The sequence below is a fragment of the Nocardia sp. NPDC060255 genome (genome assembly GCF_042727395.1).
Taxonomy (GTDB): Bacteria; Actinomycetota; Actinomycetes; order Mycobacteriales; family Mycobacteriaceae; genus Nocardia.
On record NZ_JBHXAU010000006.1, the window covers coordinates 127352 to 147459 of the forward strand.

The 20108-nt window shown below is 65.8% G+C and carries 24 protein-coding genes; 13 read left to right on the top strand and 11 right to left on the bottom strand.

What is annotated here, in order from left to right:
* The first annotated feature begins 153 nt into the window (after positions 1-153).
* Positions 154-381: a hypothetical protein gene (locus tag ACFWF1_RS14260; protein ID WP_379290233.1), complete on the top strand. Its 228-nt coding sequence runs from the start codon at positions 154-156 to the stop codon at positions 379-381.
* Between the two features lie 82 nt (positions 382-463).
* On the top strand, positions 464-1486 hold the full coding sequence (locus ACFWF1_RS14265; protein WP_379290234.1) for a winged helix-turn-helix domain-containing protein: 1023 nt from the start codon (positions 464-466) through the stop codon (positions 1484-1486).
* 24 nt (positions 1487-1510) lie between these two features.
* Here the strand turns inward: ACFWF1_RS14265 and ACFWF1_RS14270 are convergent, their stop codons facing one another.
* The gene (locus tag ACFWF1_RS14270) at positions 1511-2515 is read right to left on the bottom strand and encodes a LacI family DNA-binding transcriptional regulator (protein WP_379290235.1); all 1005 of its coding nucleotides are present in this window, start codon (positions 2513-2515) and stop codon (positions 1511-1513) included.
* A gap of 138 nt (positions 2516-2653) precedes the next feature.
* On the opposite strand from ACFWF1_RS14270, the gene ACFWF1_RS14275 reads away from it, so the two are divergent.
* The 7 genes from ACFWF1_RS14275 (at position 2654) to ACFWF1_RS14305 (ending at position 8965) form a co-directional block, all read left to right on the top strand.
* The gene (locus ACFWF1_RS14275; RefSeq protein WP_379290237.1) at positions 2654-3670 is read left to right on the top strand and encodes a substrate-binding domain-containing protein; all 1017 of its coding nucleotides are present in this window, start codon (positions 2654-2656) and stop codon (positions 3668-3670) included.
* Entirely contained in the window at positions 3667-4641 is a 975-nt protein-coding gene (locus ACFWF1_RS14280; protein ID WP_379290239.1) for an ABC transporter permease, read from the top strand. The genes ACFWF1_RS14275 and ACFWF1_RS14280 overlap by 4 nt, the downstream gene beginning before the upstream one ends.
* Before the next feature lie 8 nt (positions 4642-4649).
* Positions 4650-5435, top strand: a complete 786-nt coding sequence (locus ACFWF1_RS14285; protein WP_379290241.1) for an ATP-binding cassette domain-containing protein — start codon at positions 4650-4652, stop codon at positions 5433-5435.
* Positions 5432-6418: a ribokinase gene (locus ACFWF1_RS14290; RefSeq protein WP_379290243.1), complete on the top strand. Its 987-nt coding sequence runs from the start codon at positions 5432-5434 to the stop codon at positions 6416-6418. The genes ACFWF1_RS14285 and ACFWF1_RS14290 overlap by 4 nt, the downstream gene beginning before the upstream one ends.
* Positions 6400-6786, top strand: coding sequence for a D-ribose pyranase (gene rbsD / locus ACFWF1_RS14295; protein ID WP_379290245.1), 387 nt, complete (start codon positions 6400-6402; stop codon positions 6784-6786). Before ACFWF1_RS14290 ends, rbsD begins: the two co-directional genes overlap by 19 nt.
* 103 nt (positions 6787-6889) lie before the next feature.
* Positions 6890-7957, top strand: coding sequence for a hypothetical protein (locus ACFWF1_RS14300; protein ID WP_379290247.1), 1068 nt, complete (start codon positions 6890-6892; stop codon positions 7955-7957).
* Positions 7958-8029: 72 nt separating this feature from the next.
* Entirely contained in the window at positions 8030-8965 is a 936-nt protein-coding gene (locus ACFWF1_RS14305; RefSeq protein WP_379290248.1) for a DMT family transporter, read from the top strand.
* A gap of 18 nt (positions 8966-8983) precedes the next feature.
* Here ACFWF1_RS14305 and ACFWF1_RS14310 read toward each other — a convergent pair whose 3' ends face one another.
* Together ACFWF1_RS14310 and ACFWF1_RS14315 are read right to left on the bottom strand one after the other, a co-directional pair.
* A complete protein-coding gene (locus ACFWF1_RS14310; protein ID WP_379290249.1) occupies positions 8984-9964 on the bottom strand; it encodes an aldo/keto reductase in 981 nt (326 codons plus the stop codon).
* On the bottom strand, positions 9964-10854 hold the full coding sequence (locus ACFWF1_RS14315; protein ID WP_379290251.1) for a DMT family transporter: 891 nt from the start codon (positions 10852-10854) through the stop codon (positions 9964-9966). Before ACFWF1_RS14315 ends, ACFWF1_RS14310 begins: the two co-directional genes overlap by 1 nt.
* Positions 10855-10983: 129 nt before the next feature.
* Here ACFWF1_RS14315 and ACFWF1_RS14320 point away from each other — a divergent pair, with 129 nt between their 5' ends.
* The 3 genes from ACFWF1_RS14320 (at position 10984) to ACFWF1_RS14330 (ending at position 12563) form a co-directional block, all read left to right on the top strand.
* The gene (locus ACFWF1_RS14320) at positions 10984-11424 is read left to right on the top strand and encodes an Lrp/AsnC family transcriptional regulator (protein ID WP_379290253.1); all 441 of its coding nucleotides are present in this window, start codon (positions 10984-10986) and stop codon (positions 11422-11424) included.
* A 46-nt stretch (positions 11425-11470) separates the two neighbouring features.
* A complete protein-coding gene (locus ACFWF1_RS14325; RefSeq protein WP_379290255.1) occupies positions 11471-12097 on the top strand; it encodes a vancomycin high temperature exclusion protein in 627 nt (208 codons plus the stop codon).
* Positions 12098-12197: 100 nt separating this feature from the next.
* Positions 12198-12563: a hypothetical protein gene (locus ACFWF1_RS14330; RefSeq protein WP_379290257.1), complete on the top strand. Its 366-nt coding sequence runs from the start codon at positions 12198-12200 to the stop codon at positions 12561-12563.
* 1246 nt (positions 12564-13809) lie between these two features.
* On the opposite strand, the gene ACFWF1_RS14335 is transcribed toward ACFWF1_RS14330, so the two are convergent.
* Together ACFWF1_RS14335 and ACFWF1_RS14340 are read right to left on the bottom strand one after the other, a co-directional pair.
* Positions 13810-14460 carry an LppP/LprE family lipoprotein gene (locus ACFWF1_RS14335; protein ID WP_379288202.1) on the bottom strand — a complete coding sequence of 217 codons (651 nt, stop codon included), beginning with the start codon at positions 14458-14460 and terminating at the stop codon, positions 13810-13812.
* 148 nt (positions 14461-14608) lie between these two features.
* Entirely contained in the window at positions 14609-15340 is a 732-nt protein-coding gene (locus ACFWF1_RS14340; protein ID WP_379288200.1) for an LppP/LprE family lipoprotein, read from the bottom strand.
* Between the two features lie 361 nt (positions 15341-15701).
* On the opposite strand from ACFWF1_RS14340, the gene ACFWF1_RS14345 reads away from it, so the two are divergent.
* Positions 15702-16601, top strand: a complete 900-nt coding sequence (locus ACFWF1_RS14345) for a serine hydrolase (protein WP_379288198.1) — start codon at positions 15702-15704, stop codon at positions 16599-16601.
* 1 nt (position 16602) lies between these two features.
* Here ACFWF1_RS14345 and ACFWF1_RS14350 read toward each other — a convergent pair whose 3' ends face one another.
* The 6 genes from ACFWF1_RS14350 to ACFWF1_RS14375 all read right to left on the bottom strand — a co-directional run bounded on the left by ACFWF1_RS14350 (position 16603) and on the right by ACFWF1_RS14375 (position 19812).
* Positions 16603-17067, bottom strand: coding sequence for a group II truncated hemoglobin (locus ACFWF1_RS14350; RefSeq protein ID WP_379288197.1), 465 nt, complete (start codon positions 17065-17067; stop codon positions 16603-16605).
* 146 nt (positions 17068-17213) lie between these two features.
* The gene (locus ACFWF1_RS14355; protein WP_379288195.1) at positions 17214-17789 is read right to left on the bottom strand and encodes a hypothetical protein; all 576 of its coding nucleotides are present in this window, start codon (positions 17787-17789) and stop codon (positions 17214-17216) included.
* Positions 17786-18298 (bottom strand): F0F1 ATP synthase subunit B, encoded by a 513-nt coding sequence (locus ACFWF1_RS14360; RefSeq protein ID WP_379288193.1) that lies wholly within the window; start codon positions 18296-18298, stop codon positions 17786-17788. Before ACFWF1_RS14360 ends, ACFWF1_RS14355 begins: the two co-directional genes overlap by 4 nt.
* Before the next feature lie 6 nt (positions 18299-18304).
* Positions 18305-18562 (bottom strand): F0F1 ATP synthase subunit C, encoded by a 258-nt coding sequence (locus tag ACFWF1_RS14365; RefSeq protein WP_379288191.1) that lies wholly within the window; start codon positions 18560-18562, stop codon positions 18305-18307.
* Between the two features lie 48 nt (positions 18563-18610).
* Positions 18611-19414, bottom strand: coding sequence for a F0F1 ATP synthase subunit A (gene atpB / locus ACFWF1_RS14370; protein WP_379288190.1), 804 nt, complete (start codon positions 19412-19414; stop codon positions 18611-18613).
* The gene (locus tag ACFWF1_RS14375; protein ID WP_379288189.1) at positions 19411-19812 is read right to left on the bottom strand and encodes a hypothetical protein; all 402 of its coding nucleotides are present in this window, start codon (positions 19810-19812) and stop codon (positions 19411-19413) included. Before ACFWF1_RS14375 ends, atpB begins: the two co-directional genes overlap by 4 nt.
* Between the last annotated feature and the right edge of the window lie 296 nt (positions 19813-20108).

The following is a 20108-nucleotide window of genomic DNA, read 5'->3' on the forward strand; positions in this document are numbered from 1 at the left end:
GTTGCCGACACCGGCTGATTACGGGCCGGTTCACCACCGAGATCTTGGCCAGGGCCGCACCGGATGCTCGGTGTTTCGGCCTGAACCGAATGAGGGTGACCGCGCACCCCGCTCCTTCATAGGCTCTGAACAGTGACAACGAGGAGTTGGAAGATGATGGAAAACGTAGTGGCACCCACGCATAGCGGTGCCGCGATGACGTTGGTTCGACTGGCCGACAGTGTGGTGGCGGAATGGAAACGGGGGCGGCAGCGGTTGGCACCGATGTGGTCGCGGCGCGACGAGCTGGCGGCGCGGGAGTCGCCGACTCCGGCGCATGTCGACGACCTTGTGATGGAGCTGGACCCGCTCATCGCGGTACGGTGGCGAGGTTCTTGGTGATCGGAGGTGCCGTCTTGCGGTATCGAATGGGCGGGGGACCGGGCGTAGCCGGTCCATCGGGGCGAAGGCGGGGTAGCCGCGGATGAAGCAGATCCTCTGCACGCCAGAAGATTTGATGCGCGTCCGGATCGGCCCCCCGCTCGGCGCCATCGCGGAGACCATGCTGGCCACGCGCGTGATTCAACGCCGGAACATCGCGGGTTTCGCGGGCTGGCGGAGCCAGGTGCGCCCCGCGATTCCGGACAACTTCGGCGTGCTCGCCGACATCCTGCCCGCCGACGACGCGTTCCTGGACCTGATCACGCCCACCCTCGGCGCCCGCTCGATGCCCGCGGGCATCGAGGCGCTGCATCTGGCGTCCCGCGACGAACTCCGGATGGAGCTGGACAGCGTCGGCCGCCGCCGCGCGGAGGTCGGACAGCCGCCGTTGCCGTCGTGGACGCGGGAGCTGTCGGAGCGCGACGGCGCCGCGCGCCACAATGTCGCGGTGGCCGTGGAGGCCTTCCACTCGGTGGCGTTCGCCGGGCGCTGGGCGCATATCCAGTCCCATCTCGAAATGGCTGCCGAGCGGATGGCTCGAACGGTCGCCACCGAAGGTGTCGAGCAACTGTTCGCCGGACTGGCGCCCTATGTGACCTGGCGCGCGCCGATGCTCCAGGTGCACCGGATGTTGCACTGTCACAACGAGAATCTCGGCGGCCGTGGCTTGGTCATCGTGCCCTCCTTCTTCGCCTGGCCCGAACCGCTGACCCTGATGTCCTTGGCGGACAAGGAAGCGCCGATGATGCTGGTCGTTCCGGTGATGCGCGATATCAGTGATTTCGCCGCCGCGTGGGGGCCGCGCGCGACCAACGAGGCGCTGACCGCCCTGCTCGGCCGGACCCGTGCCGCCGCGCTACAGGTGATCGCGGAAGGTTGCAGCACCACCGAACTCGCGCGCCGACTGAGTGTTTCACCCGCCACGGCGAGCGAGCACGCGTCGATCCTGCGCGAGGCCGGGCTGATCGACAGCTGGCGGCATCGCAACGCCATGCGCCACGAGGTGACGACGCTCGGCAGCGCGCTGCTCGACGGTGACCTGAGCAACAGTGCTCGAATCGCGTAATGCCTTGCGCTCCAGCGATATAGCTCAGAACTCATCTGCGCAGCCGCAGGAACCCCGGGTCTTCAATTCCGCGCCGAGGCTGACCACTCCTGGCTCGGCTGCTCCGGTGTCGATCTGCTTCAACAACAGCTCGACTGCGAGTTCGCCCATCTTTCGGGTCGGCTGGACCATGGTCGTCAAACCCGGCCTGGTGTAGCGGGCGTACTCGATACCGTCGAACCCGACGATCGCGAGGTCGTCAGGGACGCGCAGGTTCGCGTCGTAGGCCGCCCGCAGCATGCCCATTGCCTGCAGGTCGCTGGTCACGAATACCGCAGTGGGCGTGGTCGTTCCGCTCATCAGCTCGCCGAGCGCGCGATAGCCCGCGGCACCGCCGAATTCGGCACGTACGACGACACTTTCGGGCAATCCGGCGGCTTCCAGGGCCTGCCGATAGCCCGCGACCCGTTCGTCCGCGGTCGACACGTGCGGCCCACTGAGGCAGGCGATCTCGCGATGGCCGTGAGATATCAAATGCTCCACCGCGATTCGCGCCCCGGCGAGGGAATCACACATCACGTGCGCGCAGCGCGCCGGATCGATGATCCGGTCCACTGCGACCAAAGCCATGTCGGCAGCCGCGCAGGCGTCGGCGATACCCGACTCCCAGGACGACGAAATCGCAAGCAGCCCTTCGACCCGGCGATCGATGAACGCACTCACGTACGCGCGCTCCCGCGCCTCGTCGCCCGCGGCATTCCCGACGATCAGCGGGAAGCCGCGCGCGAACGCGGCCGCTTCGACGACCGCGGACAGCTCGGCGAAGAACGGGTTGGCGCCATCGGGGATGACCATCCCGAGCGCATGCCCTCGATTCATCCGCAGGCTGCGCGCGGACATGTTGGGGCGGTAGCCGAGCTGCTCGATGGCGGCTTCGATGCGGGCCCTGGTCGCCGGCGCGACGCTGCGCGGGCCGTCGTTGAGGACGTAGCTGACCAGGGCGGGGGAGGTGCCTGCGAGCCGGGCCACGTCGGCTCGGGTGACTGCCATCGGGTCACTCCTGTCGTGCTGGCAATTCGTGCGAGCTGTCGAAGAACCCTTGACAGTCTCGTGATGCGGGTCACACACTACACATCAACTCGTGTTGTCAACACGAGTTGAACTCGTACAGGATAGGTCGAAAACCAGATGAGCACTCGATACCGGATCGGGCTTGTGGCCCTGGCCCTCGTCAGCGCGGCGGCCCTCACCGCCGGATGCGGCCGCGGCGGCGACGCCTCGTCCGACTTCAAGATCGCTGTAGTCACCCGCAACTTCACCAACCCGTACTGGGCGGCGCTGCGCGACGGCGCGCTGGCGGAGGGCAAGCGGCTCGGGGTCGACGTCGCAGTGCAGGCGGGGCAGTCCGAGACCGACGCGGACGGCGAGAACGCCCAGATCTCCACCCTGGCCGCGCAGGGCTACGACTGCTTCGGCGTGGTGCCGGTGAACGCGACCAACGTGATCACGCCGCTGGTTCCGGTGGCGCGCAAGAACATTCCGATCCTCAACCTGGACACCCAGATCGACGTGAACGCCTCGAAGCAGGCCGGGGTCGACTACGCGAGCTTCATCGGCTCCGACAATCTCGCGGCGGGCAAGATCGCCGGCGAGAAGATGCTCGACGCGCTCGGCGGCAGCGGCAAAGTGATTGTGCTGCAAGGCATCGCGGGTGAGCAGAACGGCATCAACCGGGACAAGGGATTCACCGACACCGTCGCGGGCAAGCTGGAGATTGTGCAGCGTGCGCCCGCCGACTACGAGCAGGACAAGGGGCTCACGGTTACCGAGGCGATCCTGAAGGCGCACCCCGACATCACCGGCATCTTCGCCGCCAACGACACCATGGGGCTCGGCGCAGCACAGGCGATCAAGAACGCGGGCCGGACCGGACAGATCAAAGTGATCTCGGTCGACGGCATCCAGGCGGCACTGGCCGCGGTGAAGGCGGGCACCGTCTACGGCACCGTGACCCAATACCCGTACGCCGAGGGCCAACTCGCGGTCCAGGCCTGCCTGGCGAAGCATCAGGGCAAGAGCATTCCGGATCGGGTGGTCGCGCCGATCGCGTTCATCGGGCAGGACAACGTCGACCAGCAGATCAGCGCGTTTCCCCAGCCCATCGCCACGTTCGACAATCCGCTGGCCGGGCTGGTGCACAAATGATCAGCATCGCCGAGGTCGCGCGCGCCGCACCCGGGCGGCTCGGTGAGCGGCGTATTCCGGCCAAGCTGGCGGATTACGCGGCCCCGATCGCGCTGGTGATCGTGTGGCTCGGTTTCTTCATCGCGACGCCGAACTTCTTGACTGCCAGCAACATCGACGACTTGCTCGTCGCGTCCACGATCCTGACGGTGCTCGCGCTCGGTCAGCAGTTCGCCGTGGTGGTGGGCGGCATCGACCTGTCGGTCGGTGCGACGCTGCCGTGGTCGGCGGCGCTGCTCGGCTATTTCACGAGTCACGGGTATCCGGTGACGACCGGCATCGTGGTGGCGATTCTGGGCGGCCTGCTGGTCGGGGTGATCAACGGTGTGCTGATCGGGCATTTCCAGATGACCGACTTCGTCGTCACGCTCGGCTCGTTGAGCGTGCTCAGCGGCTGCACCCTGCTGCTCACGAGCGGCAACAGTGTGGCGGTGAATTCGCCGTTCCTGCAGAGTCTTGCGCTCGACGGTGCCGGACCGCTGCGCTGGTTCTGGCTGCTCGCCCTGGTCGCGGCGCTCGGTGTGGCGGGCATTCTGTTCCGGACCAGGGTCGGCACGCACCTGCTCGCCACCGGCGGCAATATCGACTCGGCCAGGGAGACCGGCATTCCGGTGCGCCGGATCCGGTTGCTCGCCTACAGCGCCTGCGGGCTGCTGTGCGGTATCGCCGGGGTGATGCTGGTCGCCCGCAACGGCGGTGCCGACCCGTCCCTGCAGACCACCTACCTGTTGAGTTCGATCGCGGCGGTGGTGCTCGGCGGTTCGTCGCTGAGCGGCGGCAAGGCGTCGGTGCTCGGCACCGTATGTGGCGCGATCCTGTTCACCTCGCTGATCAACGGGTTCACCATCCTTGGCATCTCGCAGTACTACCAGCCGATCGCGGTGGGCGCGGTATTGCTTCTCGCAGCGGCTATTTCGCGATTCCGGAAGTAGGGCATGACATGACCAAGCCGATGCTGGAGGCGCGCGGGCTGACGAAGTCGTTCGACTCCGTCCGTGCGCTCGACGATGTCTCGCTGACCATTCCGGAAGGGGAGGTCACCGCGCTCGTCGGTGACAACGGGGCGGGCAAGTCCACCCTGGTGCGCTGCCTGACCGGCGTGCACCCACCCGATTCCGGGGAGATCCTGTTCGGCGGCGCGCCGGTGCGGCTCGGCTCGCCGGAGGATGCCAGGAAGATGGGCATCGAGACCGTGTATCAGGATCTCGCGCTCATCGACGATCTGACCGTGTGGCAGAACCTTTTCCTGAACCGGGAACTCGTCTATCCGTCGTGGCCGATCAAGATCGTCAATCGGAAGGCGATGATCAGCAGGAGTGGCGAGATCCTGCGGGACCTCGACGTGGATGTGCCCTCGGTGCGCACCACGGTGCGCCGGATGAGTGGCGGTCAGCGGCAGAGTATCGCCATCGCCCGCGCGGTCGCCTGGGGCAAGTCGATGGTGATCATGGACGAGCCGACCGCCGCGCTGGGAGTGCGGGAGACCGCGGCGGTGGAGAAGCTGGTGCGCGGTCTGCGTGACCGCGGGGTGACCGTGCTGATCATCAGTCATGATCTGGCGCAGGTGATGCGCATCTGCGACAACGTGGTGGTGCTGCGGCGCGGGCGCTCGGTGGCGGCGCATCGGGTAGGCGAGATCGACGGTGACCGGTTGGTCGCGCTGATCACCGGGGCCGCGCCGGGCAACCTGGAGGCGAAGCCCGCTGTGGAACAACAGGTCTCGTGACCGGGCGGATCACGGTCATCGGATCGATGAACCAAGATGTGGTGTGCGAGGTGGCCAGGCTGCCCGGACCGGGGGAGACCGTGCTGGCGCTCGGGTCGCGGACGAATCCGGGTGGCAAGGGGGCCAATCAGGCGGTCGCTGCGGCGAAGGCGGGCGGGAGGGTGCAGTTCGTCGGGCGGGTCGGTAGTGATTCGGCTGCGGTCAGACTTTTGGATTCGATGGCCGAGGCAGGGGTGAAAACTGGTGGGCTGCGGGAGGTTCCGGGCGTGCGAACCGGTCGGGCCTACGTCACGGTCGCCGCCGGGGAGAACCAGATCGTCGTTGATCCCGGTGCCAACTTCGTTTGGGAGTCCGATGCCGAACTGGCGGTGCTGGCCGAGGCGGAGCTGCTCGCGTCGGCGGATGTAGTTGTCGCACAGCTCGAAATACCCCTCGCGGTGGTCACTTGGGCGGCGGGACTTGCCCGCCGTTTTGTCCTCAATGCCGCTCCGGCGGTGGAGCTCGACGATGGACTGCTGCGCCGGTGTGATCCGCTCGTGGTGAACGAGTACGAGTTGGCCACGATCAGCGGGGCACCGACCGCGACCAGGGAGCAAGCGGGTCGCGCCGCGCGGTCGCTGTGTTTGCGGGGCGCGCCGTCGGTGGTGGTCACGTTGGGTGCCGCCGGGTCGATCCTGGCCCGACGCTCGGCGGAGTCCGTCGACGTCACGTATCAGCCTGCGCCGCAGGTGGACTCGGTGGATTCGACCGGGGCGGGCGACGCCTACGTCGGCGCGTTGTCCACCGCTCTGGCCGACGGGGCCGACCTGAGCGCGGCGGTGGCCTTTGCCACGGCTGCCGCGTCGCTGTCGGTCCAGTCGTCAGGTACCCACGCCGCCTATCCCAATCGGGAGCGGGTGGTCGCGGCGCTCACCGCGCTGCCGCCCGCCGACTCGACTTTCCGCACAAGCAGATTGGAAGCACCTTGCGCACCGGTGGATTGATTCACGCCGAACTGATGTCGGCCCTCGTCGCCCTCCGCCACACCGACACCTTCGCCGTCAGCGACTCGGGTCTGCCGGTGCCGCCCGGTGTGCCGGTGATCGATCTCGGAATCAGTTACGGCATGCCGCGATTCGCGCCGGTGCTGGAGCTGATCCTCGATGAAGTCGCCGTCGAAGCCGCGTGGGGGAGCGCGGACGTAGTCGCCGCGAACTCGGAGGCAGCCGACATCTTGACGAGGTTGAATGCCGAGTTGCTCGACCACGACGAGTTCAAACGGCGGATCGGCCAGTGCCGCTTCGTCGTTCGCACCGGTGAGGCGCGGCCGTATGCCAACGTGCTGCTTCGTGCGGGCGTGCCTTGGCTGTGAATCGACCACCATGATGCGTGGTGATCGGACAGACTTTGTCTGACGGCCTTGCGCCCTGATCTGGACCGTATGTCGGGCTGTGCCGCCGTCGGAGGAGGCAGAGATGACCGGACATCGACTGGTCGCGTTCGCGGCGCTGGTGCTGCTCGTTGCCACCGGTTGCGCGGGCACGCCGACGAGCACGACCGAACCCGTCCCCCGCACGGACGTATTCGCTTACGCGACAAGCACCGAACTGGTCGTCGCGGACGGCACCACGACCCTGTCCCGAACGCCAGGATCTTTCGACACAACGCGTGACGTCGGCGTCACCAAGGACGCGAAATTCGCCTTCTGGAAGGAGGATTCGCGCACCGGTGACGAGTCCTTCGTCGCGGCGGTGGCCACCGGAGCACACACGGAGCCTGTCCGGGTCGCCTGTGGTTGCCGTCAGGTGCTCCCGCTCACCGGAAGCACCCTCGTGTGGCTGCAAGCGCCGGGCACCGTGATGCGCATGGATCTCGGTGCCGCACAGCCGAAGCCGACGGCATGGCGCACGATCACGCCCGCGCCACAGACCCAGGAGCACATCGATCTCTTGGCCGTTCACGAGGATCGGCTGCTGCTGAACCGCTATCAGATAGAGCAGCAGTACGACTCGATCAAATGCCAGCTTTTCACGATCGATGCCGATGGCACCACGCATCCGCACGGACCACTGTCCGACTTGAAGGCGTACTTCTACAGCGCGGTCTTCAGTCCCGACGGCAAGTCGGCCGCGCTGTCCCAGTACGCGGTGCCCAGCAGCTATCTGCGGGACATGGCGTGCAGCGTGGCGGTCGTCTACTTCCTCGACCTGTCGTCGGGCGATCTGCAGTCCACCGTCCCGTCACCCGAGAACTGTTCCAGCGCACTGAAACTCCGCTGGGACACACTCGACGGGCCAACCCTGGCCGTCGATCGCTGGCCTGCCTTCACCAAGCCTACCGACGCGCAGACAACACGCTGGCAGAGCAGGCAACGCACCTGGTCACCACTCGATCCGCCGATCGCCGACCGTGCACAGACCTCGGCGGGAGCGACCATCGAGCTCGCCAAGCCGGGCAGCGCCGGGTTCTACGACGTCTATTTCAGCAAGAACGGTCAACGCTCCAAGCTAGCCGAACAGGCCTATTCGATCGCGGTCCCGTAAGTGACGACCACGACAGTCGAGGTGTCCGAAAACCGCGTGAGTTCGCGGCGTAGGTCATCTAGCGTTCGCTAGATGGAGCAAGTTGTTCGCTCGGGCGATCGGAAGGCCGTTGTCGCGGCCGCGGTCACCGTGGTGCTGTGGGCCTCGGCCTTCGTGTTCATTCGTGCTGCGGGAGAGCACTTTTCGCCGGGCGCGCTGGCGTTGGGGCGGCTGCTGACCGGGGCCATCGCGCTGGTGCTGATCCTGATCATCCGGGGTGAGGGCATGCCTGCCCGGGCCGCGTGGCCCGGGATCCTGGTGTCCGGGGTGCTGTGGTTCGGGGTGTACATGGTGGCGTTGAACTGGGGTGAGCAGCATGTCGACGCGGGCACCGCGGCGATGGTGATCAACATCGGTCCCATCTTGATCGCGGTGCTGAGCGGGCTGGTGCTGAAGGAAGGATTTCCGGCGCGGCTGATCGCTGGTATCGCGGTGGCGTTCGCCGGAGCGGTCGTGGTCGGGCTGTCGAATTCGAGTGGCGGAAGTGCCGCGGTGCTGGGTGTTGTCCTGTGCTTGACCGCGGCGCTGGCCTGGGCGGTCGCGGTTGTCGCGCAGAAGCCCGCGCTGGCCCACGCATCGGCGTTGCAGGTGACGACCGGTGGCTGCGTCATCGGTACCGTCGCCTGCTTGCCGTTCGCGGGTCAGCTGTTCAGCGAGGTCGCCGACGCACCGTTGTCCGCGACCTCGAGCGTGGTGTACCTGGGTGTGTTCCCCACCGCCCTGGCGTTCACCACCTGGGCTTACGCGCTGTCCCGCACCACGGCGGGGAAGATGGGTGTGACCACCTATGCCGTCCCCGCCTTGGTGATTGTGATGGCGTGGCTCGCGCTCGATGAGGTACCCGGGCCGCTCGCCGTGCTCGGCGGTCTGCTGTGCCTGTCCGGTGTGGCGATCACCAGGTCACGGGCGGACAAGCCGACCGGGCCCGAAGACGCAGTGACACAAGAGGTCTCGACTCAGACCGGATAACCACACCGGCGTTCGGGATCAGTGGTGGCCGAGCACGGCGTGCGGCCGATACGGCGCCTGCAGCGTGGCCACCTCGTCCTCGCTCAGCTGAATCCGCGCCGCGGCGATCGCGTCCGCCAGGTGCTTCCGGTCGGTCGCCCCGATGATCGGCGCGGTGACCCCGGGCCGGCCGAGTAGCCAGGCCAGGGCGATCTGCGCGGGCGGCAGACCTCGGTCGGCGGCGACGGTGCGTACCGCGTCGACCACGTCGAAGTCGTCGTCGACGTACATGTCGTCCGCGATCGGGTCGGCGCCGGATCGCACGGTGGTCGCCGCGCCGCCGCGCTCGCGCGAGCCGGCCAGCAGTCCGCGGGCCAGTGGGCTCCACGGGATGACGCCGACGCCCTGGTCGCGGCACAGTGGGATCATTTCTCGTTCCTCCTCGCGATAGACGAGGTTGTAGTGATTCTGCATCGAGACGAACCTCGTCCAGCCGTGTGCCTCGGCGACCTGCTGTGCCTTGGCGAACTGCCAGGCGTACATGCTCGACGCGCCGATGTATCTGACCTTTCCGGCCGCGACCACGTCGTTGAGCGCGTTCATGGTCTCCTCGATCGGAGTTCCGTAGTCCCAGCGGTGGATCTGGTACAGGTCGACGTGGTCGACGCCGAGCCGGTCGAGCGAGGCGTCGATGGCGGCCATGATGTGCTTGCGGGACAAGCCCTTGTCGTTCGGGCCCGCGCCCATCGGGAAGTAGACCTTGGTGGCCAGCACGTAGTCGTCGCGGCTGGGGAACAGCTTGGCGAGCAACCGCCCGGTGGCCAGCTCGCTGACTCCGTCGGAGTACATGTCCGCGGTGTCGAAGAACGTCACTCCCGACTCGACGGCCTGCTGGACGATCGGTGCCGCAGCGTCCTCGCCGAGTATCCAATCTCGCGAGACGGGACTGCCGTAGCTCATCATGCCGAGGCAGAGCCGGGACACGACGAGGCCGGAGGCGCCCAAGCGGAGGTATTCCATCATTTCTCCTTGTTGTGTTGTGGTTCTTGATGAATCGAGACGCCGCAGGCGATCAGCGCGATGCCGGTCAATTCCCGCAGGGTGGGGATCTGGGTGAGCACGACTACGCCGATCACCGTGGCGACGGCGGGCAGGATGCTCAGCATCAGCGCGAAGGTGCTCCGGCGTAGCCGGGCCATGGCGAGTTGGTCGGTCACGTAGGGGATGACGGACGAGCAGATGCCGACGCCCACTCCGGCCAGCAGCGACGCCGGGCTGGTGAAAGCCGGAACGGCGGCGCCGAAGCAGAACGGCGTCGAGGCCATCGCGCCGATCAGCATCGCGACGCCGATCTGGTCGATTCCGGAGATCCCGGGGCCGGTATTGGCGATCCGGTGGCCGAGGACCACGTAGAGCATGAACAGTGCGCAGTCGACCACCGCGAAAGCGAATCCGAGCGCCTGACCGGCGAACTGGATGCTGGTCAACGCGACCACCCCGGCAACGGCGAGCACGAGCGCGATCACGTTGCGGCCGTTGCGCATTCCGATCGCGGCCAGCACGATGATGCCGGAGAATTCGATCGCGCCGACGGTGGCCAGTGGCAGCCGCGCGAGGGCCAGGTAGAACGCCGCGTTCATGGCCGCGAGCAGCACGCCGAGGCCGAGCAGCACCCGCCGCTGCTCCGGGGTGAGGCGCCCGACCAGCCGCCACGGCCGCCGCCACACCGCGAATACCACTGCGGCGCTGGCGATCCGGAGCCAGGCCACACCGACCACGTCCACCCTGGCGAACAGCAGCACGGCCAAGGCCGGCCCGAGATAGTGAAAGATCGCGCTGACACCGAAATAGGCCGAGGCGGGCACCCGCGGCACCGGTCGCCCTGCCGCGATCCCGGACGGTTTTGTCATGCGGAGTATCTTCCAAAGAAATACCCGCGACCGGAATGGCACTATCCAGGAAGTTGGCGTGAGTTGTCTGGAAAATCAAGGCCAAATGGCCAAGATTCCTTAACCGAGCGATCGCGCCTGCTAGATGAGGTGAATGTGCGGTTGCTCAACGAGCTGCACGACGATCCGCGACTGTCCATGTCCGAACTCGCCCGCCGCGTCGGCATGTCGGCGCCCGCGGTCACCGAGCGGGTGCAGCGCCTGGAGCGGCTCGGCGTGATCACCGGCTTCCGGATGGAGGTCGACCCGGCCGCCCTCGGCATGCCGGTGACCGCGCTGGTGCGCATCCGGCCGGGACCCGGCCAACTTCCCAAAGTCGTTGCGGCGGCACGGGACACGCCGCAGGTGGTCGAGTGCTTCCGCATCACCGGCGAGGACTGCTTCCTGCTCAAGGTGCACGGGCCGTCAATCGGCGAGCTCGAGGAGGTGCTCGACGGGTTCCTCATGTTCGGGCAGACGACCACTTCTATCGTCGTATCCGAGCCGGTGCCACGACGGCCGCTGCCTGTTCCCATCCTGGACAAGCGATAGCGCGTCGACGCGTGCACTGTGTTGGACCGATCGGAAAGAGGTTGCTGTGGTAGGGGATCGGAAGCTGCTGAGTGGTTCGGGGACACGCAGGTTGCTCGGGGTGACCGCGGTCGTGGCGACGGGACTGGTGCTGGTCGTGGTCGGCTCGAATGTCCGGCTGTGGATGGTGTCGTCGGGTCATCGGTTCGGCCTCGGCGCCGCGCCGATGGTTCCGGTCGTGATCGTGCCCGGAGCCAAGGTCGGCCCGGATGGCGCACCGATGGCGTATCTGCGTGGACGGCTCGACGTCGCGATCGAGCTGCTGGCGGCAGGCAAGGCGCGCGAGATCCTGGTATCCGGTGACGCGGCCGGCACCTCGGGCGACGAAATCGCCTCGATGACAAAGTATCTCGTCGACCACGGAATCGATCCGGCCTTCGTGCGATCCGACGGCGAAGGTCTATCGACCCGCGCCACCTGCGAACGCGCCAAGCGACTGTTCGGCATCGATCGCGCAATCATCGTCACCCAATACCGCCACGTGCCACGAGCCGTCGCGCTGTGCCGCGCCGAAGGCATCGACGCCGACGGAGTCACCGCCTACTGCGACTGCCGTCGAACAACAGTGATACGCAACAACATCCGCGAATGGCTAGCCGCCCCCAAAGCCGTCGCAGCCTTGATCGGCCGGTAATCCCCATGCGCCCCGTAGTAGTCACCGTCAGCACCGACATTTCAGCTGCCCCACAACGCCTTTGGGACCTACTCACCGACTGGGAGAACCGGGCGACTGGATGCGCGAAGCCTCCGACTTCGAAGTGACCTCCCCCCACCGTTCCGGCCTCGACGTAACGGTAGCGACCACCGTCCGAATAGCCGGCATCCCCACCCGCGACCAGATCCGCGTCGACATCTGGGATCCGCCGAACGAATCAACCCCCGCCCACCTCGGAATCCTGCACCTGGGTTGGGTCAAAGGCCGCGGCGACATCCACCTGACTACCCGCCCCGACGGACGCACTCGCCTCGACTGGACCGAGCGCCTACAACCCCCACTCGGCCTAGCGGGTGCAGCCGGAATGCGCCTACTCGCACCACTATTCACCCACACCTTCCGCCGAGACCTCGCCCTACTACGCTCCGCCGCAGAGCGCCCCTAACCCGCCCCCGAAATCCGCAAGCTCCCTCGAAATCTGCACTCGCACTCGGGACCTGCACTCGCAATAGGGCCCTATTCCGAGTGCAGATCCCAAGTCAGAGTGCAGATTTCGCCGCCGGCACACCCCGGGTCCCGTTGACCGTGCATCCGCAGACCCCTCCGTCAGCCGTACAGACTTTCCATACGCCTCACACCCGCTATACGTCCGTTGCTGTGAGGCGTACGGAGTGTCTGTACATCAGGAACACCGGCTAACCATCGAGTCGAGAGTCATATGGTCGCTAAACGATCTTCACCAGCAACCATATGACTCTGCTCGATCACGCCCAACGACCATTTGACTCTGCTCGATGACGCCAGCGCCCACGTGACTCGCCTCGCTTTTCCCGAGCATCTTTCAACCGGACCACAGCCAGTCCTCACGCTGGAACACAAGCGTTGCCCATCACAAGCCGCGGAAGAGCAGGTCGGGTACCCCACCTGACGTGCCCAGCACTACTCCGGTCATCTGATGAACCAGTCGACAACCTCTGAGCCAGCACACCACCGGAGTTCTCTGTGCGTATACCAACCCGGACCACTACACAAACAGCCCCTCGGAAAGGTGCACTTATCCGGGCAAGTGCTTCTTAGGGACTCCAGGCGATGACCTGTCCAGTGAGCTGAAGACCTGATCCCATGTTTTCTTGTGAGTAGTGCTGGGCACGTCGTGTGCCGTACCCGGCTTTAGGTGTGCGTCAGGTGCGCGATGTCACGTTCCCGAGGTGGTCACCTGGCTGTGGTGGCGTTTCGAGAGCTCGAAAACCAGCGAATCTCGGTTCCCGGGGGTGGTGAAGCTACTGTCGCGCCCCCGCTGTGTCAGCCTCACACCCAGTACAGGCGGTGTTCGGCTGACACAGTGGGTGTACGGAACGGGTTCTCGCGTGGTGATCTGGCCGTGGTTGCGTCCCAAGCGCTTTGGACAAGGGCGAGTGGGCGGTGGTCGGGCCTGCGTGGGATCCGGCGGTAGTCGAGCTACCGGCGTACACCCGTTGTGTCACCTCACACCCAGTGCCCGGTGCCCGGTGCCCGGTGCCCGGTGCCCGGTGCCGGGGGTGTGGGGCTGTCACTGTGGGCGTGCGGCGGGGCAGGTGCGTTGAGTCGCGTTCCGGGGAACAGCATCGGGTTGTGGTTGTGTCCCAAGCGCTTTGGATAAGAGCTGGTGGGTGGATGTCCTGACCGCCGGTGGGGCGGTCAGGATCGTGGGGTCAGTTGTCGGGTGGGAACTGGCCATGGGCCTGGACTGTGGTTCCGTTCAGGGTGTAGGTGACGGTGCTTGGTCCGCCTGAGGGGCAGCAGAGGGCGTCCTGGGGGGTGGCCCATCGGTACTGCACGTTGAGGGTGCTTCTGGTTCGGTCCTGGACCTGGGTGTAGCTGTAGGGCTTCGAGGTGGCGGTGCCGAGCCAGGTTCCGTTGGCGAAGAACAGGATGTGGGTGGCGGGGTGGATGCCCTGCCATTCGACCGTCAGGTAGGACAGGACGCCGGAGCAGCCGCTGGAGATGGGTTCGGTGCCGCTGCCGACGACCTCCCATTCCGCGTGGCTGCCCACCGGGGGCGGTGCCAGCCGCTGGATTGCGTTGTGGGCCAGCTCCGAATTCACGTCGAAGCACAAGCCGTGACCGCTGCCGTTGGGGCCCTGGTCGGCGTTCTGCGGGGAAGTCGCGGGCTCCTTCTGGTCGACCGGCACGCTCGCCGGTGGCGGCGCGATGGTGGCTGGTGCTGAATCGGCGGACTGGCCCGGCGCTGCGGCCGACGGGATCGGCGTCCTGGCCTGCGGTGTCGAGTTGGTACCGCAGCCGGTCGCGCCGAGGACGACGCTGGCGGCCAGTGCGGCGAAAGCCCATGATTTGATGTTCATTCGAACCCCCGGAATCGGTGTGGTCGGTAGCTGGATCGGTATTGCGATGTCCTCGCCACTGACCGGTCTGCCAACGTACGAACGTGGTCCTCCATCCACGAACTACGACGACAAACCAGACGTCAGGCGAAGCTTGGTGCGGTTGTGGTTACTTGTCCGGGTTCGGCGGGAACTGTCCCTGTGCCGTGACGGTGGTGCCGTTCAAGGTGAACGTCACGTTGGTCGGTCCGCCGGACGGGCAGCACAGCGCGTCCTCGGGCTTGGCCCAACGGTACTGCAGCGAAACGGTGTTCCTGGTCTTACCGAGCACCGTGGTGTAGCTGTAGTACTTGGATGTCGCCGTCCCCAGGTACTTGCCGTCGGTGAAGTACAGGACGTGGTATCCGGGATGGCTGCCGTCCCAGTTCACCACCAGGTAGGACAGCAAGCCGGAGCAGCCGGCAGAGATCGGATCGGTGCTCGCTTCCACGATGGTCCACGGGTAGCCGCCGGCGTTCGGCGCCAACCGGCCTACCGCGTTGTGGGCGAGTTCGGAGTTCAGGTCGAAGCACAACCCGTGTCCGCTGCCGTAGGGCCCTTGGTTCGAGGCCGGCGGCGGGGCGGGTGCGGGTTCCTTCTGATCGACCGGCACGCTCGCCGACGGTGGCGCCTCGTTCGTCTCGGGTGCATTCGGTTGCGCCTGCGGCGGATTGGTCGGCTGATCGGTGTTGCCCGGCTGCGCCGGACCTGGCGCGTTACCCGGCGTGCCGGGCGATGCGGGTGCGGCCGACGGAATCGGCGTCCTGGTCGCCTGCGGCTCTGGGCTGCTGGAACCGCAGCCGCTCGCGCCGAGGACGACGCTGGCGGCCAGTGCGGCAAAAGCCCATGACTTGACGTTCATTGAACCCCCGGAATCGGTGTGGTCAGTCTGTAGTTCTCCGTAGTGCGGCGTCTTCGCAACTGCCCCGGTCGCCCGAAACACGATCGCGGTCCTCCATCCACGAACCTGCGTCGACTAATTAGTCATCGGGTCAATTTCGGTGTGTGTTACTGAGTTTCACTTAATTCGAGGCGGAGTAAACCTAGTGCCCCCAGTGTCGGGGGCACCGACACGCCAGTTGCGATTTGCCGCCGCCCTGAGTGTCGGGTTGCTCCGGCGTGGTCTGCTGGGAAAAGATGCAGAGCGTTGAGAAATACCGGTGACCTGCATCTTCTGTCTAGCGACACAGCCCGTCTAGCGACCCAGCGAGGGATGGACGTTCATGCGGAAATCGAGGGTGCCCCTAGTGCTATCCGGTCTGCTGGTCGCCGGGTCACTGGTCGCGGCCGCGCTGATGTACGAGCCGCGCGGCGCCGAGCACGCGGCGCCGGCGCCGACGGGTCCGGCGCGCGAGGAGAGCGGATCATCGCGCGGTTTCGATGCCGCGTTCAAATCGCGGATCACCCAGGCCGAGGCCTACGTGAAAAGCCGTCCCGGGTTCACCGGCATCGTGGTGCGCGACCGCCGCACCGGTGCGGTGTGGCGCAATGCGAATGCGGCGACCCCGATCTGGGCCTGCTCCACGCCGAAGCTGGCGATGGCGGTGGACCTGCTGCTGCGCGACGACCTCGGCTCGATCACGCTGGGCGCCGAGGACCGCGAGCTGATGCACCAGATGCTGCACGCCAGCGACAACGATGCCGCGACAACTCTGTGGGAGCGCTACGGCGGCGAGAAGTCGTTCGCGCCGCGGTTCCGGTCGTTCGGCATGGCGGGCATCAAGTTCGCCGACGGGCACCCGGATACCTGGGGCTGGATCCAGGCCACCGCCAACGACCTCGAGCAACTCATCGACTTCATCCTGGAGAAGGTGCCCGCGCGGCACCGCGACTACCTCGTCGGCGAGATGCGTTCGGTGGACGGCGGCGACTCGCTCGACACCAACCAGCAGTGGGGTGTCTGGGGCGCGGGCGCCAAGGCGGCGCCGGGGAACAAGAACGGCTGGTCCGACGACAACGACGACGGCTCGTGGCTGATGAACTCGGTCGGATTCGTCGGGCCGCGTGAGCAATTCACCGTCGCCATCATGAACAACACCCAGGTGGTCGCCGACGGCTATCAGGTCGGCAAGGAGACGGTCACCAAGGTCAGCGAGATCCTGTTCAAGGATTACTTCAGCTGACTCAGGGCCGGTAGGGCGGCGCCTCGCCCCAACCCCAATGCGGCATCGGCGCTTTCAGGGGTGGCTTGGCATCGGGCTGGGAGTTCGAATGGGCGAGGCGGGTGCCCCACTCGATGTAGGCGAAGAAGGCGGAGCGGAACTCCGGGTCGTCGGGCATGCCCACCTCGTCGGCGGCGTCCATGAGCAGGTTCACCCACCGGCGGCGTTGCGGTTCGGTGATCGCCTTGCCGAGGTGCTGGCGGACCATGTGCGCGTAGCCGCCGCGCTCGGTGCTGTAGGTCTCGGGGCCGCGAAAGACTTCGGCCAGCCACATCGCGACGTATTTCGGATGTCCCGGATCCATGCCGGCGAACAGCGGGCCGACCAGCTCGTCCTTCAGGACCTCGCGGTAGAAAACCTCGGTGAGCGCCTCGAAAGCCGCTGTGCCACCGGCCCATTCGTAAAGGGTGGGCGTTGCCTCCGTCATTAGTGAACTCCGATCCATAACGGCATGGCAGTATTCGAACAAGCGCCAGCATAATGACCGCAGCCGCGAGAAGCCGAGCGATTTTCTTGCCGGAGGGCCCCGCTCGAGTGCGGCGAGTGGGGCTCGGGTCCGTCAGAGATGGGTTGTCAGTTCCACTGGGACTGCGTGTGCGTCCGGCCGGACGAGCCGGTGTTCGCCATCGCCTGCAGGTCGTCCAGGAACCGTTCGACGGCGTCGGACTTGATCTGCGGCGATTGGACCTGTTCGCGCACACTCTCGGTGGTGTGCGTCATGACCTGCTTGGTGAAATCGGCCTTGAGGTCGCGGATCAGCTGCCTGCGCATCAGCTCGATCTGGTCGCGGCCCTGCTTGCCGACCCGTTCGACCTCGGCGGCGGCGGTCTCCCGCATCTTCACCACGATGGCGTCGGCGTCGGCGTGCGCGTCCTCGAGCAGTTGGGCGAGTTCGGCTTTCGCCTCGGCCAGGCCCTCGTCGTACACCTGCTTGGCCTTGCTGAGCCGGACCGCCGCCTGCTCGTTCTCCTCGATCTGTTTCCGAATGTCGCCCTGCGCCTTGGCCATCATCCTTTTGACAATCGGCACAAGATATTTGCCGAAGACCCAGATAATGACCGCGAAGCCGAACAGCTGGCTGAAGAACACCTGCCACTCGAAATGGATCTGGTAGATACCTGCGGCAAGGATGTCGCTGCTAGGAGTCATGACGACGCCCGTCCTGTCTGCTGGCCTCGGCTTGTTTGGGCCCGCCGCTCATCATCGACACCGACCACGCGGTCGGCCAGCGACCGAGCGAGTGGCTCGACCGTCTCACGCAACTCCGCGGCGATCTGATCCGCTTGCGCCCGCAATTGCGCCTCGGCCTCCGCGACAATGCCGTTGGCCTCCTGCTGCGCCTGCCCGCGCATTTCCTCGAGAATTTCCCGGCCCTCGGCGCGCGCCTTGCTCCGGATCGCGGCCGCTTCCGACCGCGCCTTCTCCAGTGCCGCTTGATGCTTGGCTTCGGCCTCGGCGAACAACTGCCTCGCCTCTTTGGTCGTCGCCATGGTCTCTGCGGCCCGCTCTTCGCGTTCCTCCAGCACCTTGCGGATCGGTGGAACGACGAAGAACCAGATGACGCCGAGCACGATCAGGAAGATCAGCAACTCGACGAAGAAGGTGCCGTTGGGGATAAGGAAGTTCTCCGCGGCAACTACATCGGTTCTCGGAGACATGCCCGGTTACTTGCCGGGAGTCGCGAATACGAAAAGCGCCATGAAGGCTAGGTTGATGAAGTAGGCCGCCTCGACCAGACCGACGGTCAGGAAGAAGATGCCGCGCAACCGGCTCTCGGCCTCGGGCTGCCGGGTGACACCATTGATCAGCGCCGCGCCGGCCAGGCCGTCGCCGATGCCCGCGCCGATGGCGCCGCCGGCCATGATGATGCCGCCGCCGATGAGGGCGCCCTGGATGATGGACGCGGTGGTTGGGTCTGCCATTTTCTACTTCCTATTCTCGGATGTTGGCTCGATCGGGCAATTCGCCGATCAGTGGTGTTCGTCTTCCAACGACATCGACTGACTGAAGTACAGCAGTGTCAGCAGCGCGAAGATGAAAGCTTGAATGGCGCCGACGAACAAGTCGAACATTTTCCAGATGGCATTGGGACCCCAGCTGATCCAGAAGGGGAACAATGTGATCACGGAGAGCATCACGCCGCCGGCGAACATGTTTCCGAACAATCGCAGGGACAGCGACAGCGGCTTGGCGATTTCTTCGATGACATTGATGAACACCATCGGGCCCCAGCCGGTGTGTCCCTTCAGTGTCGCCTTCAGGTGGCCGAAGGGACCGCGCCGCGCGATGCCTGCGGACTGGTAGGCGATGAACACGAACAACGCGAGCGCGTAGACGAAGTTGACGTCCGAGGCGGGCGGCGCGAGCAACTCACCGTCGCCGATCTGTACCGGCAGCACGGACAGCCAGTTCGACAGCAGGATATAGACGAACAGGGTGACCGCGAGCGGCAGCGCGAACGGCGCGACCTTCATGCCGATCGCGCTTTCCACCTGGGCGCGCGCCTGGGTCGTCACGGTCTCGAAGAACAGCTGCACGCCGTTCGGTACCCCGGAGGTGATCTTGAGCCGCAGGAAGAAGGCCAGGCCGAGCACGATGAGCGCGGCGACCGAGGTGGACACGATGGTGTCGACATTGAAGGCCATACCGAAGGCGTGCGCGACCGCGTGGTGGCCGACCTTGATCTTCGGTTCGTCGGCGGGGGCGGGCGCCTCTTGCGCGAGCAGCGTGACGCTCGGGGCCAGCTGGGCAAATGAAACGGCTGGGATCGTCATGGCGTCTGGCGAAGCCCTTTCAATTCAGGCAGGACAGTGTTGAGGACCAGGGCGACTTGAAAGAGCGCCAAGCCGAAGAAGATGCCGACGCCATTGGGGCGGGCGAAGAAAGCCACCAGGATGGCGACGGCGGTAATGCCGAGCAGGCGCAGCGCGGAGGAACCTACCAAACGCTGCTTGCTCGGCGCTTCGGAACTGGCAATTCGGGTGATGGCCCACAACGTGAGTTGGGCATTCAACCAACCGACCGCGAGTCCCGCGCAGATGAAGGTACCGAGCAACAGTCGGTCTATCAGGCCCGTTATCCCCAGGGCCAGCACACCCAGAGCGATCGCGGCAATAGCCGCGCGACGTATCTGGATCCTATTCACGTCCACACCGACACCGCCCTCGCCCATACCCCCACCTCATAGTGGGGGACGTGATGAATCGATAGCATACACATGCCAACCACCCTGCGTGGCAAGGTTTTTGATCTTTCTTGACTGGATCTTGATATTGACTACAGACATCATCTGGTTACTGTTGCGAACCGTTCTCGGCGCATGCGCGGCGCCATTCCAGAAGTGCCGCAGAACCATTTAGAAACGGGCTGACGTGGGAAAAGTCTGTCATCCACGGAATCGTTGTCGAAGCGGTCGGTGGAGCCGGGTTCTGCGTGCGAGGAGTATAGCCACTAAGGTGGTGAATCGGT